Here is a 16,226-nt window from a genome sequence, read left to right as displayed (position 1 = left end):
TATTTATACTTGAAGTCAACCTTTAAAACCATACTATGCCCTGATGGAAAGGGGGGAATTACCAGCATAAACTGGGCAGTAATACTTCACGCTTAATTGGGTTTTCCTTTGTCAGTAGCTGATCTTTATTGTTGAATTTTATTTTGAAATGATAATTATTATTCAGCTTAGTAATTAATTGTGTAATCAGTCAGACAGACAAATATTTAATTTGTGTGTTCAGTGGAAGATATAATTAATCACCGGCAAATAGTGCGCTGTTGGGAGGATATTTTAATTCTCCAACAGATTTGTGGATCACAGCGGAATAATTTTAATGAAATAAGCAGGGGAATTTCGACAAATATCGAATATAAATAACTATGGTATAGTTATAGGAAGAAGGTGATAGATTTGATGGAAAATTGGTTAATGGAAATTGCTAAAGGAGTAGGCAAACTTTTTTTAAATCCATTATTATATTGGTCAATCCTTTTAGTGCTATTTGCAGGATATAGGCGGATTAAGCGTGAAAGAATGAATTTTGGGGTTAAAGTATTTGATGTTTTTTCAGAGTGGAAAAATACATGGATTGTCTCTATAATCTGTGGCATCGTTATTTCGATTATCGCTTTGGGAGCAGGTTTGGTTTTTACATATGAAACCATTTTCTTAGTAAGTGTCGTTGCAATTATTCTTAGTTTGTCCTTGAGATTCACTATGCTTTCTGCCAGCTACACGATAGGGATCAGCTATATTTTATTATTCTTTCTCCCTTTGCTATTGGAAAATCAATCATATATTCAACCTGATTTGTTTTCACAAACCAACTTTAGCGGATTAGTTTTGCTCTTAGGGATATTTTTAGTAATTGAAGCTTTGTTCCTGTCCAGGATTAAACATGAGCATACATATCCAGCGTTAACTTTAGGTAATCGTGGTGTGTGGACTGGACAACATCATGTGAAGAAATTAAGTATTATTCCTTTCTTTACATTAGTGCCAGCAGGATCGATAACATCGTTTGCACCATTTTGGCCATATTTTTCGCTTGGTGGAGAAGAATTCAGTATACTATTAGTACCATTTATAATCGGTTTTGATCACGTGGTAAAAGGAAACCTGCCGCAATTGTCTGCGATTAAACTAGCTAAATCAATCGGGGCTTTAGGTGGAATTGTATTACTCACGGCAATAGGCAGTACATATGTATTTAGCTTGTCTGTTGTTGCAATATTGATTGCGATTATAGGCAGAGAATTTATTAATTATAAATTTCGTGTGAAGGATCGTGAAAAACTGGCTTATTTTCGTCAAACAGACAAAGGCTTAAAAGTATTAGGAGTAATCCCGAAAACACCAGCAGACAGGCTTGATATCCTTGTGGGAGAAACAATAATAAAAGTGAATGGACAAAGTGTAAACAATATAAATGATTTTTACCTTGCACTCCAGACAAGTGGTGCATCCTTTAAAATAGAATTACTGGATATTGCAGGAGAAATCCGGTTTATTCAAAGTGCTTTATATGAAGGGGATCACCATGAATTAGGAATTCTCTTTACGACAGAACCATATCGAAAAAGTCAAAATCAAAATCATAAAAGCAGCAACGTATAATGCGTTGCTGCTTTTATAGTTGCTATGGAAATATTTGTGTATAACTTTATTTGCAGAATCTGCCACGCCAGCTACAGCCTCCAGCAAATAGCAGGATCTTTTGGGCTGGGACGAACGTAGTGCAGTCCCAAAGTGCTCCAGTCTGTCCGTTGCTAAACGGGTGCCCCGCATTTTAGTTATTTAATTACAAGCCGCTAAAGCGTGGCTGAATTTTCTCGATTTCTCACCCATCTGTGTAATGGTTTTATAGGTAATTAGCACTATTCGCATAGTAAAAACTATAATAAATCGGAATGATGTGAAATACGGCTTTTTTGTGATTTGGCTCACTTATTGATGGAAAAAAATTAAGTATGATTAATGCGAATCACTAGGACTTTATATATATCAAACGTTTACGAGGAGGATGTTGTATGGTACAAATTGTAGCGTCAATCACGAGCTTATTTTTCATGTTAGTAGTTACAGCTGTTTTTGCTATTGTTGCGAAGAAATCAAGGGAAAAACGAGATTATGACCCAATTAAGAAAAAATGGTATAAAGCTCGGACATTTTATGGAACTACATTAGTTATTCTGTTTTTAGTTGTAACGATTTACACATTAAGAGAGTTGCCATATGATCAGCCGGTTTATGGGGAAGAAAACCAGCCCACAATTGTTGATGTGGAAGCAATCCAATTTGGTTGGAATATGAGTGAAACGGAATTTTCAGTTGGTGAACCAGTTGAATTTCATGTAACAAGTACAGATGTGACACATGGCTTTGGGATTTATGATGAAGAAATGAATTTAATTGCGCAAACACAAGCAATGCCAGAGTATACCAATGAGGTGTATATCACATTTGAAGAACCTGGCACATATGAAATTCTTTGTCTGGAATATTGTGGTCTTGCTCACCATTTAATGATAGGAAAAATTGAAGTAAAGTAATAAAAAGATTGGGGTGCGATTTCTATGAATGCGGTAGTAAGTGAAGAAAAATCACGTAATAATCTGGTTGTAAGTTATTTGACTATTGGCGGAATTGTTATTTTGTTAATGATGGTATTTGGTGTGTTAATGCTTTTGGCTCAAGGTGGGGTATTGGTATTTTCGCCTGCAGCTTTTTATCAATTCTTAACCATTCACGGAACAGGAATGGTAGGGGCCGCAGCATTCGCAGCAGCTGGGGTAATGTGGTATTTTTTAAGTAAATATGTTGAATTATCTAAAAAGATTATGAAAATTAATTTACTATTATTTCTTGTGGCATTAGTCATGGTAATCATCGGTGTCTTTTCATTTGAATATGCCAGTGCATGGACGTTCCTCTATCCATTACCGGCTATTTCAGCAAATGCATGGGGAATTACCGGAGCATTATTATATCTATTTGGGATGTTGATCTTAGGTGTTGATTTTCTACTATTATATTTGGATGCAGGAAGAGCAATTATTAAAAAATATGGAAGCCTTGCAAAAGGATTAGGCTGGGACGTTATTTTTGGTAAAAAGGCAGAAAAAGATGCACCTTCACCAACTGTTATTGCAAGTACAATGGTTACCATAGTAAATGTAACCGCTCTAACAGCAGGTGCTATTGTTTTGATCATGAATATTATTAATGTGATTAACCCTGCCTTTACATTTGATCCATTGTTAGCCAAAAACTTAACATTTGCTTTTGGACATATTTTCGCTAACTCCATCATCTATATGGCAGTGATTGCCGTATATGAAATATTATCAAAATATACAAACCGTCCTTGGAAAGCGAATAAACCGTTTTTAATTGCTTGGACCATGTCTACCGTCTTTACTTTGGTAATTTATACACATCATATGTTAATGGATCCTGTCATGCCGAAATGGATGTTAATCATGGGTCAGGTTCTATCCTATGCAAATGGTTTGCCGGTTCTAGTTATTACTGCATATGGTGCACTAATGATCGTTTATAAATCAGGGATTAAATGGGATATGGGTTCCGGACTTATATATTTATCCATGTTCGGTTGGGTCGTTGGTGTTGTACCGGCTATTGTTGACGCAACAATCGTTGTAAACCATGTGATGCATAATACGAAATGGGTTCCTGGACATTTTCATATGTATATGGCGCTCGGTGCATGTGCGATGATATTTGGATTTATGTATACCCTAGCAAAACAGGATAGCGGTATGAAAACGAACAAAATAGATAAACTGGCCTTTATTGGCTATACAATCGGTATTCTTGGGATAAGTGGCTCGTTCCTTGTGTCAGGAGCGTTAAGTACGCCACGCAGATGGGCAACGCACTTTCCTGAATGGATGGCGCCAGCAAATGTTGGTGCAGTTGCCGGTGTGCTAACAACATTATCCTTACTCGTATTCGTTATCCATTTTGTCCGCTATCTAAACAAACGAAATAAAGTAGACTTTAAACAGGATGATAAGAAATTAGCTTAGTGTGTTTAGTGTATTTCCAAAGCGAATCCTTGCACTCAACCAGCGTTTGTTTGCAATCGAATTTTCACTGTGTGTCTATTCTATCAACTACGAGTTAAATGCAACTAATCTTAGAAAGGAATCTTATAAGAAGGGGGAAATAATCTATGAAACAAGCAATAGCCGGAATTGTTTTATATGCTATTTTACTTATTCCTCCTGTAAGAATTTATATGGAATCGATTATGATCCTGCATATGCTTGTCCAGCTGCCATTGCTAATTTTAGCGGGCTGGCTAGTTGGCAGAATGATTGTGAATAAATTTCATCGCTGCCTCGCTAAGTGGAATGAAAATGGTGTTCCAGGTATTCTTTTAGTTGTCATCATCACCATGTATTGGATGCTTCCAAGGGCAATGGATGCGACGTTGACATATACATTTGTTGAAGCATTTAAACTTATTGGACTGCCTTTGCTTGTTGGAATCCCACTTCGAGATAGTTGGAATAAGTTGAAGGGAGTAGGGAAAAGTTTTATTTACTTAAATTATCTTCCTATGTTTGCTTTGATGGCCTGGCTATACATTGATGCACCTATTCAGGTCTGCAACAATTATTTGGAATTAGAGCAAAAAATTCTCGGATGGGGATTTTTGATTATAACTGCAGTTATGTTGCTTTATATTATACAGATGGTATTTACAGACCATACAGAACAAGAAACCTAATATCGACCACGCTTACACTTTTGTAAGGGTGGTTTTTTGATTTCTAAAGATATACAAAAAATACCATAATATGTAAATTATTCATGTGATAAATTCACAAATAACGCTATTATTATATCCCCTTATTAACAATATTACAATGGTTTTTACTATATTTACATCAGACATGGATTGTTCATAATTGCACATAAAACTAGTGATCTAAATCACGGGTCAGATAGTGGATGGGATCTATACTGTAATTAAGAGATAAGCTAAACCATTCAGTCAAGCAGATAACGTAGACAGGCCAATAATTGATTGGATGGAAGCTCATAAACTTATCTAATACAAAAAAATTATGGGGTGAGTAAAATGTTGAAGAGGTTAAATTATGGTTTAATTGTTGGTCTAAGTGCAAGTGCTCTATTGTTATCTGCATGTGGGGACGTTACAGAAGAAACGCAGCAGGAGGTTTCTCCAGAATTAGAAAAAACGATTGAAACCGTAAGTGCAGAAGAGAAAGCTAACGAAGTAATTACACCACACAAAGATTTGAATCAGGAACCAGTTCCCTTGAAAATGGAACGAGACGGAACAGATGTTTACATTGAAATGACAGCACAGATTACCGATATTGAAATTGAAGAAGGATATGAATATAAAGCATGGACATTTAATGGGGAAGCTCCTGGGCCACTGGTTGTCGTGAACGAAGGGGATACCATCCACTTTACATTAGATAACCAAGACCCGGCAATTCCGCACAGTATGGACTTTCATGCAGTACACACAGCTCCTAATAAAGGCTTTATTGATGTAGCTCCAAATGAGGAAGGAACATTTTCTTATCAAGCTACGAAGCCTGGGGTGTTCATGTACCACTGTGGAACAGATCCAGTGCTTTCTCACATAGCTAACGGAATGCATGGTGTAATCATCGTTCAACCTAATGACGGCTACCCAACAGATAATGAAGTAGATAAGGAATATGTTGTTATTCAAAACGAATGGTATAAATATAATGACTTAGATGATATGACGAATAATGTACCTTCTCAGGTAGTATTCTCTACAAAAGCACTCCATGAAGGTCAACCAAATACGAATGGTGCAGTAGGCGCTATCCAAAACGAACCCCTGGAAGCTAAGGTAGGCGATAAAGTCAGATTTTATGTTAATAATGTTGGGCCGAATGAAGTAAGCTCTTTCCACGTAATTGGCACAATCTTTGACGATGTGTATATGGATGGTAACCCGGCAAATCACTTCGAAGGAATGCAAACCGTCATGCTGCCGGCAAGTGGTGGAGCAGTAGTGGAATTCACAGTAAAAGAAGCAGGTGAATATCCCTTCGTAACACATCAGTTCAATCATGCAACCAAAGGCGCAGTTGGTCTGATAGTAGTAACAGAGTAAATGATAATGGAAAAGCAAAAAAAAACCGAGCAGTTAAATCGATAACGAGTTTACCTGTGAGGTGCAAAATGGAAAAAATCACAAAATTCGTAGGGTAATTCTGAACGATGATTTCCGCAACTGGTTACGCAGTATAATTCACACTAAAACGGCTTAGAGAATTTATTTCTCTAAGCCCCTAATATTTATAATGATTCTTTACGTACAAAATTTGCGAGTCTCTTAATACTTACTTTAAAGTGGAGCTCTAGAAAATTGCCATCTGCACTCTGAATCAAGTTGTGAATAGCTTAAATAGATAATCAATTACTCGTTAGTGATGAAAAATTATTTCATATAGTCTTCAACTAATTCAAAGCATCTTTCTACTGTAAGATTGTTCTCGACCCTTACATATTCATATTGTTCCATCGTACCGCCTTCGTATTTTAGAGATGCCTCTTTTGCGGTATTATTCCGGTAACCAATCCATTCACGCTGTTCTACTCTTAGTTGATCCATCTCTTCTGAAGGAAGTTGCTCCTCCAGGACATGATAAACGTCATTTAACAATCCATTCCAAATATCGAATAGATCTCCTTCTACTTTTTTCAAAGCAAATGTAGTGTCATCTATAGGATTTTTTCGCATTTCTTCCATTTCTTTTTTAGTATCATTTAATCTCTTAAGATATTCTTCCTTTTTACTTTCCGTAACTTCACTTTCGCTGTTACTGAACGTTGATGACTTTCCATCATTTGAATTTGTAGATGTATCTTCAGAAGTCTGGGTTTCTGTAGAGTCTTCCGTTTTATTTTTATCTTTTGAGCTATTATTTGATGTGACTTCATTTGCGTTTTGTGTTGAAATGCTACCTGAAGACTTGTTGTTTGTTTTAGCATTCGACTCCTCGGATGAGTTTTCGCAAGCAGCCAGTATAACTAATACTACTGTTAACATTACTATAAAAATTTTTAGATTATTTTTCAATTTTTACCACCCCTTAGAAAACTTACCAATGCTTTAGCATCCTTACACGTCAACATTACTATGTAATTCTGTAGTTCGACAAATAATTCATTAATTGTATAAGAATTTTCCCAACTAATTGTAACATTACCATAAAAAATTTCATGTATACGTTGTCTTGTGGAATCCTGTGCGCTTTTTAAAATCCCCCAAAAAATACCTTCAATATTTTAATCAAAATTCATACAAACTAAGGATGTAATTCAAAGGTTAATGAGAAAGGAAAATTGGGATGAAAAGCTATCTTATAGGTGTTTGGAATCTGGTTGATCCAGTATATTATACTTTTACACGACTAAGTTATATACCTGAGCAGGATAATAGTAATACATTATTACGGGTCAGACTGACAAGATATAAAGGGGGCAAGGTAGTACTTGAAGATGGTACCGTTATTCAGCAAAACGATTTACTAATAAAAATACATTTGCATAATGTAAGGATGATCAAAGAATTACATGCCATTAACAGTGAAGTAAAACGGGCTGTGTTTATTTATCATATGGTTAAACGTGCCCTTCCTAGGCTTGCTGCATATATTAAGGATCATCATAAAAACAGTGAAATTAAAGGTATTATAGGCATTACAACATTATATAAGGGTGCAAATCGCTTGGGATTAGAGGTTTTTCCAATTAAAAATTCCTATTATCGAATGTATAAAAAAATAACGTTTTTGCCGATTAACCTCATTTCCGGCAAAAAACGCATGGATAATCCTGTTTATTTATTGATGTCTAAAAATGAATTATTAACAAAATATAGCTCAATTAGCAGCTAAGCGCTCTGCTCTGATATGGCAACATCGTGCAGTGTGATCTCCGGACGGCTGCCTATTCGAATATTGAATCCAGTTTGACCTAACCCTTCACTGATATAAAATGGTGAGCTGTTATGCATATGCAATCCTTTTATAATATTTTTCCGTGCCAGCTTTCCCATTTTAGCAAGGTGATATGCTTTTGGATAGCAAATCTGTCCACCATGAAAATGACCTGCCAATAAATAATCAAAGGCGTAATTTTCCATTTCAAGAACAACAGTCGGATCATGGGTGAGCACAATATTCATCCCTGGTTTAACCTGTTTATAAGCCAATGAAATATTGCTTCTACTTGTAGAATAATCATCGATCCCAATAATATTGATGACCTGATTTTCGATCGTTATCGTGTTACTGGAATTTTGTAACACCTGACAATCAAACTGCAGTAGTAGGTCTTTCAATTTAGCAAAATCTTTATCTTTTAAGACATAGTCATGATTGCCGAATACTGCATATATACCATACCTTGGCTGAATTTTCTGCAGTATCTTTAAATAGGGAATTAGTTTTGGAATGGTTCGCCTGCGATCAAGAAAGTCGCCTGTTAAAGCGATGATATCAGGTTTTTCATTTTTGATCTTCAGTGCCAATTCCTCCGGAGATATCGATATGTTTTCCAAATGTAGGTCTGAAAGGTGAAGAATGGAAATGGATGAATTATCAATCGTTTGTTTGGAATCTATTTTAATTTTATTAATCTGGATGTCTTTCGTATTGGTGTAAGCTCTGTAAATAAGGATGCTGAATGCTATTAAAACTAAAGTAATCATAAAATAAGTCATATTTAGCTCCTCCTCGATAAAGAGTATAACATGTTCGTTCCCCCTTTTTCACTGGTAATAGAAGGTATCTAACTGGAGTTGATGTTATGGAAGAGTTCACAAAAAACGAAGCGTTATTTTTACCATTTATGCAAATACCTACAGGGCATCATCATGTCGCTGATGCATTGATGTATGAACTCCGGAAAGAAATGCACTGTGATAAAGTAGATATTTTATCATATAGCTATGGGGGGATAGAAAAGCTTGTGTCCTCCACTTATTTGCGGTGGATTAAATTACTTCCAGGTGTGTATGATTGGCTTTACGACCATTTAGCCTATAAAAAACTATCCAAAAGAAATCGCCACGTTGTTTATGAAACATTATTTATGCATTTTTTTAAAAGGCTAGTGAATGAACATGAGCCAAGGATTATGTTTTGTACCCATGCTCTACCGTCTAATATTGCGAGTGTTCTAAAACAGAAGGGAAAGCTGTATGCAATTACAATAAATGTATATACGGATTTTTTTGTGAATCGTGTTTGGGGAGTACAGGGTATAGATTATCATTTCGTTCCTTCCATTCATGTGAAAGAGTTTTTGCTAAAGATAGGTGTAGAGGAAAGGCGTATCTTTATTACCGGGATTCCTGTCCATGCTGCCTTTGACTCTAGATCAAGTGGGAAGAGGGAAAGTAAGGAGCTTGCTGTGTTAGTGACTGGTGGAAGTCTTGGTGTAGGGGAAATAGATAAGTTGCTTCCAGTACATCGATCCGATAGTAAACTTCATTACTATGTTTTATGTGGGAAAAATAAGCTTTTATTTCATCAGTTGAAAATGAAAAATACACCAAATGTAACTCCAATTTCCTATGTGAAAAGTAAAGAAAAAATGAATCTGTTATATGATCAGATGGATGCTGTGCTAACGAAGCCAGGAGGAGTAACGGTGAGTGAATGTCTGGTCAAGCGCAAACCGATATTTGTCAGCAAAGCCCTTCCAGGTCAGGAAAAAATTAATCTGAATCAACTGAAGGAGATAGGTGTAGTAATTCCGATTGAAGTACAAGCCGATTCCGTGGAGGATCAGATAATGGCTTTTTTTACGGATTTGTCCAGGCAGAGAGCATATGAGGAAAAAGTCAGCATATTTCATGATAATTTGGAGAAGAAATCTATCTCTGGAATATTGGATGAGATTATTAGAAAACATTAGCTGGTTGCTGGTGTTTTTTTCGTTTGGTTCTTTTGGTAGTGGATAGGAAAGCCGGCGTAACTTTAGCTTGATTTTTTACTTGTCTATAGAAGATGAGTGCTAGTTTAGCGCTATGGAAACACACTACGCTTTCCGTGGGCAGCTGGTGAGCCTCTTCGTGCTACGTACTGCGGGGTCTCACCTATGCCTTTCCTCCCACAGGAGTCTTCGTGTGTTTCCTCCGCTGGTATGGTGTTTAGCAATAAGAAAATTAATTAGCTGAAAGAAATGATAATGCATTCTTAAATAGCTTCACCAGTCCGGGTGAGCGGAGGGGGGTGACTCCTCGAAAATACAGTTCAATTTTCTTCGTGCGATGTAGACGCTACCGAAGCTTTCCTTGTCCTGCGGGAACAGCACGTGTCCGAAGACCTAAGCAGAGTGGTTTTCTCGAGGAGGCTAAGACCGTGCCTGCGGAAAGCATCCACCCGGAGCGATCCCGGACGGCAGCAACAGCACATATATTTGGAAATAAAGCTAAGGCTATGTTGTCTTTTATATCTTTTGTGGCAAAATAACAAATATTTCGGTAGTACGAGTAGTGGTAACCGCAATCTTAATTCCCCAAAAACTCCTTCCTCTTATTGATTATAACCTCCAACATATAGAAATAATGTTTATCATACAAAAAATTTAAAAAAAGTAAGCAAAATTGTCGAATATTTGTTCGTGTAAATGTTAAAATATTATATTATATATGGTAGAATAGTGAAAGTAGGAAGAACGGAGGGCTGTCTTTTGGAAAATAAGTTTGAATTGGTATCACGCTTTCAACCTGCTGGTGATCAGCCACAGGCTATAAAAGAAATTACCGAAAAAATTTTAGCTGGTCAGAAGCATCAAACATTGCTTGGAGCAACAGGAACTGGTAAAACATTTACGATGTCCAATGTCGTACAGGAGATTAATCGGCCTACATTGGTTATCGCTCATAATAAAACATTAGCAGGACAGTTATATAGTGAGTTTAAGGAGTTTTTTCCGAATAATGCAGTGGAGTATTTTGTCAGTTTCTATGATTACTATCAGCCGGAAGCGTATGTGCCATCATCAGATACATTTATTGAAAAAGATGCGAGCATTAATGATGAAATTGATAAATTACGTCATTCAGCTACATCCTCCTTATTTGAGCGTAAGGATGTATTGATCGTAGCGAGTGTTTCTTGTATTTATGGACTGGGTAATCCAGAAGAATATAGTAGTCAGATGCTTTCCCTTCGTATGGGAATGGAGAAAGATCGTGATCAATTATTGCGAGACCTGGTTACGATCCAGTATGCGAGAAACGATATTGATTTTCAGCGTGGTACTTTTCGGGTTAGGGGTGATTCTGTAGAGGTTATCCCGGCATCCAGAGAAGAACGCTGTATTCGGTTTGAATTTTTTGGTGATGAGATAGATCGGATTCGGGAAGTGGATGCATTAACAGGTGAAATTATCGGGGATCGTGAGCATGTAGCTATTTTCCCAGCTTCCCACTATGTAACTCGGGAGGAAAAATTAAAAAAAGCAATTCGTAACATTGAAATAGAGCTAGATGAACGATTAAAAGAATTACGTGCTGAAAATAAATTATTGGAAGCACAGCGGTTAGAGCAGCGAACGAATTATGATATTGAAATGATGGAGGAAATGGGCTTTTGTTCAGGTATTGAAAACTATTCCAGACATTTGACACAAAGAGAAGCGGGAGCAACGCCGTATACTTTATTCGATTATTTACCAGAGGAATTTTTAATAGTAGTGGATGAGTCGCATGCTACCCTGCCACAAATTAGGGGAATGTTTAATGGGGATCAGGCAAGAAAGAAGGTATTGGTTGATCATGGCTTCAGACTTCCTTCTGCAATGGATAATCGCCCATTGCGATTTGAGGAATTCGAGCAAAAAGCGAAACAGCTTGTATATGTATCTGCTACCCCTGGACCTTATGAGTTAGAGCATTCTCCGGAAATGACGGAACAAATTATCAGGCCAACCGGTTTGCTTGATCCGGAAATTGATGTTCGACCAATAGAAGGACAGATTGATGATTTAATTGGGGAAATAAATAAACGCACAGAAAAGAACGAACGTGTGCTTGTAACGACATTAACGAAGAAAATGGCAGAGGATCTAACAGATTATTTGAAAGAGCTTGGGATGAAAGTTGCCTATTTACATTCAGAGATCAAAACATTGGAACGTATCGAAGTGATCCGTGATTTAAGGGTAGGTAAATATGATGTACTTATTGGGATAAACCTATTACGGGAAGGGCTAGATATTCCAGAAGTCTCGTTAGTTACCATACTTGATGCCGATAAAGAAGGATTCCTGCGTTCAGAGCGTTCATTAATTCAAACAATGGGGAGAGCGGCCCGTAATGAAAACGGACAAGTTATTATGTATGCAGATCGAATTACCAACTCCATGCAAATAGCGATGGATGAAACAACACGACGCCGTGAAATTCAAATGGCATTTAATGAGCAACATAATATAACACCTACAACGATCAGGAAAGATGTTCGAGACGTCATTCGGGCAACCGTTGTAGCAGAAGATCAGGAGGAATACAAAGAAAAAACAAAGAGTCTATCAAAGTTAAAAGGAAAAGAAAAAGACAAAGTAATCGAACAAATGGAAAATGAAATGAAGCAAGCTGCCAAAGCGCTTGATTTTGAAAAAGCAGCTGAACTTCGGGATATTATACTTGAATTAAAAGCGGAAAGGTGAGATGAGTATGCCAAGTAAAGCAATAAAAATACAAGGTGCAAGAGCCCATAATTTAAAAAATATCGATGTAACCATTCCGAAGAATAAGCTTGTTGTGATAACAGGTTTATCAGGTTCCGGAAAATCATCGCTCGCATTCGATACGATTTATGCAGAAGGTCAACGTCGTTATGTCGAATCCCTTTCCGCATATGCCAGACAGTTCTTAGGTCAGATGGATAAGCCGGATGTGGACGCAATTGATGGTTTATCCCCCGCAATTGCTATTGATCAAAAAACAACTAGTAAGAACCCAAGATCAACTGTAGGGACTGTAACTGAAATCTATGATTATTTACGATTATTATACGCTCGAATAGGAAGGCCGACCTGTCCCAAGCATGGGATTGAAATTAGTTCACAGACAGTTCAACAGATGGTTGACCGGATTATGGAATATCCTGAACGAACGAAGCTGCAAATCCTGGCCCCTGTTATTTCCGGTAAGAAAGGCGAGCATGTGAAGGTGTTTGAAAAGCTGAAGCAGGAAGGCTATGTTCGGATGCGCGTGGATAAAGAAATGCGTGAAGTTACGGAAGACATTCAGCTTGAAAAAAACAAAAAGCATTCGATCGAGGTAGTTGTCGATCGGATTGTTGTAAAAGAAGGAATTACGGCTCGCTTAAGTGATTCGATCGAAACTGCATTAGGACTTGCGGAAGGAAATATCATCGTCGATATAATTGGTGAGGAAGAACTTATGTTTAGTGAAAATCATGCTTGTCCAATCTGTGGTTTTTCCATCGGTGAACTGGAACCACGTCTATTTTCATTTAACAGTCCTTTTGGAGCATGCCCGACCTGTGATGGTTTAGGAACAAACCTGGAAGTAGATATCGATCTCGTTATACCAGATTGGGATAAGTCATTGAATGAGCATGCCATTGCTGCATGGGAGCCAATCAGCTCGCAATATTATCCGCAGTTATTAAAAAGTGTATGCGATCATTATGGGATTGATATGAATATACCTGTTAAAGAAATTTCTAAAGAAAAAATGGATAAAATTTTATATGGAAGTGGTAAGGAAAAAATTCACTTCTATTATGTAAATGATTTTGGAAATGTACGTGACAACAGAATTAACTTTGAAGGTGTAATGAATAATGTGGCGAGGCGCTATAGGGAAACCTCATCTGACTTCATTCGTGAGTCACTGGGGAAATACATGGCAGAAAATCATTGTCCGTCCTGTAATGGTTACCGGTTGAAAGAAGAAGCATTGGCTGTATTGGTAAATGGACTACATATTAGTAATGTTACAGACTATTCGATTGTAGAAGCGATGGATTTCTTCCAGAACTTGAATTTAACTGTAAAAGAAGAACAAATTGCTCGAATGATTTTAAAGGAAATTTCTGATCGAATGGAGTTTTTAAATAACGTTGGCCTTGATTATTTAACAATGTCACGAGCAGCTGGAACACTTTCAGGAGGAGAAGCACAACGAATTCGTCTGGCCACACAGATTGGTTCTGCATTAACTGGAGTTCTTTATGTGCTGGATGAGCCGTCCATCGGATTACATCAGCGGGACAATGACCGTTTAATTGACACATTAAAAAGAATGCGTGACCTTGATAATACACTAATTGTTGTCGAGCATGACGAAGATACAATGCTGGCAGCTGATTGGTTAATTGATATAGGACCGGGTGCTGGGGATCATGGCGGTGAAATTATTGTAAGTGATACTCCTGAACAAGTAATGAAAAATAAACAGTCACTAACAGGAAACTATTTATCAGGAAAAGAATATATTCCACTACCGGCCAAACGTAGAAAAGCAAATAAGCGTAATATTGAAGTCATTGGTGCAGAGGAAAATAACTTAAAAAATGTGACAGTAAAATTTCCGATCGGTTTGATGACAGTGGTTACAGGCGTATCAGGTTCTGGGAAAAGTACTTTAATTAATGAAATTCTCTATAAATCATTAGCAAAAGCCCTTTATCGTGGGAAACATAAACCTGGAAAACATAAAAAGACAAAAGGAATTGAACATATTGATAAAGTGATAGATATTGATCAGTCACCAATTGGACGAACACCACGTTCGAACCCGGCAACCTATACAGGTGTGTTTGATGATATTCGTGATGTTTTTGCCCAGACAAATGAAGCAAAAGTACGCGGATATAAGAAAGGTCGCTTCAGTTTCAATGTAAAAGGTGGTCGTTGTGAGGCGTGTCGTGGTGATGGAATTATAAAAATAGAGATGCATTTCTTGCCGGATGTGTATGTACCATGTGAGGTTTGCCATGGGAAACGATACAATCGTGAAACATTAGAAGTGAAATACAAAGGGAAAAATATTGCAGATCTCCTGGATATGCGGATTGAAGAAGCGTTGGAGTTTTTCGCACCAATTCCCAAAATTAATCGAAAACTGCAAACGATTTATGATGTTGGGTTAGGCTATGTTAAGCTGGGTCAGCCCGCAACGACATTATCAGGTGGAGAAGCACAGCGTGTGAAGCTTGCTAGTGAGCTGCATAAACGTTCCAATGGAAAATCGTTTTATATTTTAGATGAACCGACAACAGGCTTGCACACAGATGATATTAAGCGATTATTAATCGTTTTACAGCGCTTGGTTGATAACGGGGATACTGTGTTAATTATCGAACATAATTTAGATGTAATTAAATCAGCTGATCATATTATCGACCTTGGTCCAGAAGGTGGGGACAGAGGCGGTCAAATTATCGCAACAGGGACACCGGAAAAAATAGCAGAAACAGAAATATCGTATACTGGTCGATATTTAAGACCTGTTTTAGAACGTGATCGAAAACGAATGAAAGCAACAATAGCTGAAAAAGAGAAGGTTGGATCTGGAAAAAAATAAATAAAGGTAGCAGGCTTTGGCTTGCTGCCTTTTTGATTTTTATTCATCCGTTTGCATCGGAATTGGGATTGTTTTGGTCGTAGAAACCGCACTCATGGACGGTTTGAGCATGAACTTGGCGAGTTTTGTCCAAGAGAGTCGCACTCATGGAATTTTTCCACTGCTCCAACTAAATTTTCTATGATTTAAAAGTCTAAATTTTTGACGCAATACTGGCCTTTAGATAAGCTAAAGAAGAGAAGTGTATTTGGGAGGAACAGCTAATGAAGCCGATTGAAATTGAAAACGTACAGAAAGTTTTGGATCGTTTTACGAATAAAGAAATGTATGTGCATTTGGAAACAACAAATGGTGCTTATGCAAGTCATATTAATGAGAAGGCGTATAATGTTGGTGCATATATTCGAAATGCTAAAATATCCTTTAACCAAGCGAAAATAGTTCGTGATGGGAAAATTTATCGTGTTGGCTTGAAGTTGGAAATGGGTTGGATCTATGCTGAAGGTTTAACTGATTGGGTGATGCTTGAGGAAACAAAACTGTTACTTGCAGGCCATGATCGTGAAGGCCGTTTGATGGTTTCTCTACAACTAAGTGAAACTCCTTTTAACTATTAAATTTA

The 16,226-nt window shown here is 37.3% G+C and carries 12 protein-coding genes; 10 read left to right on the top strand and 2 right to left on the bottom strand.

The genetic code is table 11. The annotated features are described in order from the left end of the window. Positions 1-396 precede the first annotated feature (396 nt). From AC6HVZ_RS06020 to AC6HVZ_RS06000, 5 genes are all read left to right on the top strand, one after another. Complete coding sequence (locus AC6HVZ_RS06020) at positions 397-1,599, top strand: PDZ domain-containing protein (protein ID WP_497557246.1); 1,203 nt, start codon at positions 397-399, stop codon at positions 1,597-1,599. Positions 1,600-2,012: 413 nt separating this feature from the next. Next, on the top strand, positions 2,013-2,534 hold the full coding sequence (locus tag AC6HVZ_RS06015; protein WP_497557245.1) for a cupredoxin domain-containing protein: 522 nt from the start codon (positions 2,013-2,015) through the stop codon (positions 2,532-2,534). 24 nt (positions 2,535-2,558) lie between these two features. Next, positions 2,559-4,034, top strand: a complete 1,476-nt coding sequence (locus AC6HVZ_RS06010; RefSeq protein ID WP_497557244.1) for a cbb3-type cytochrome c oxidase subunit I — start codon at positions 2,559-2,561, stop codon at positions 4,032-4,034. Between the two features lie 146 nt (positions 4,035-4,180). Then, positions 4,181-4,741 (top strand): hypothetical protein, encoded by a 561-nt coding sequence (locus AC6HVZ_RS06005; RefSeq protein WP_497557243.1) that lies wholly within the window; start codon positions 4,181-4,183, stop codon positions 4,739-4,741. A gap of 354 nt (positions 4,742-5,095) precedes the next feature. After that, the gene (locus tag AC6HVZ_RS06000) at positions 5,096-6,139 is read left to right on the top strand and encodes a multicopper oxidase domain-containing protein (RefSeq protein WP_497557242.1); all 1,044 of its coding nucleotides are present in this window, start codon (positions 5,096-5,098) and stop codon (positions 6,137-6,139) included. A gap of 327 nt (positions 6,140-6,466) precedes the next feature. On the opposite strand, the gene AC6HVZ_RS05995 is transcribed toward AC6HVZ_RS06000, so the two are convergent. Further along, positions 6,467-7,108, bottom strand: a complete 642-nt coding sequence (locus AC6HVZ_RS05995; protein ID WP_497557241.1) for a lysozyme inhibitor LprI family protein — start codon at positions 7,106-7,108, stop codon at positions 6,467-6,469. A gap of 271 nt (positions 7,109-7,379) precedes the next feature. Between AC6HVZ_RS05995 and AC6HVZ_RS05990 the strand changes: the two genes are divergently transcribed. Then, the gene (locus tag AC6HVZ_RS05990; RefSeq protein ID WP_497557240.1) at positions 7,380-7,928 is read left to right on the top strand and encodes a YkoP family protein; all 549 of its coding nucleotides are present in this window, start codon (positions 7,380-7,382) and stop codon (positions 7,926-7,928) included. Here the strand turns inward: AC6HVZ_RS05990 and AC6HVZ_RS05985 are convergent. Beyond that, a complete protein-coding gene (locus AC6HVZ_RS05985) occupies positions 7,925-8,755 on the bottom strand; it encodes a metallophosphoesterase (RefSeq protein ID WP_497557239.1) in 831 nt (276 codons plus the stop codon). The two genes, AC6HVZ_RS05990 and AC6HVZ_RS05985, sit on opposite strands and share 4 nt — an antisense overlap. Before the next feature lie 86 nt (positions 8,756-8,841). Here AC6HVZ_RS05985 and AC6HVZ_RS05980 point away from each other — a divergent pair, with 86 nt between their 5' ends. From AC6HVZ_RS05980 to AC6HVZ_RS05965, 4 genes are all read left to right on the top strand, one after another. Beyond that, the gene (locus AC6HVZ_RS05980; protein WP_497557238.1) at positions 8,842-9,954 is read left to right on the top strand and encodes an MGDG synthase family glycosyltransferase; all 1,113 of its coding nucleotides are present in this window, start codon (positions 8,842-8,844) and stop codon (positions 9,952-9,954) included. Positions 9,955-10,731: 777 nt separating this feature from the next. Further along, complete coding sequence (uvrB, locus tag AC6HVZ_RS05975; protein ID WP_497557237.1) at positions 10,732-12,714, top strand: excinuclease ABC subunit UvrB; 1,983 nt, start codon at positions 10,732-10,734, stop codon at positions 12,712-12,714. 7 nt (positions 12,715-12,721) lie between these two features. Next, on the top strand, positions 12,722-15,604 hold the full coding sequence (uvrA, locus tag AC6HVZ_RS05970; protein WP_497557236.1) for an excinuclease ABC subunit UvrA: 2,883 nt from the start codon (positions 12,722-12,724) through the stop codon (positions 15,602-15,604). A 263-nt stretch (positions 15,605-15,867) separates the two neighbouring features. After that, a complete protein-coding gene (locus AC6HVZ_RS05965; RefSeq protein ID WP_497557235.1) occupies positions 15,868-16,221 on the top strand; it encodes a YojF family protein in 354 nt (117 codons plus the stop codon). Positions 16,222-16,226 lie beyond the last annotated feature (5 nt).

It is taken from the genome of Oceanobacillus sp. NCCP-135, from assembly GCF_059698015.1.
Note: the sequence above shows the minus strand (reverse complement) of the source record. Positions and strands in the feature narration are given on the sequence as shown.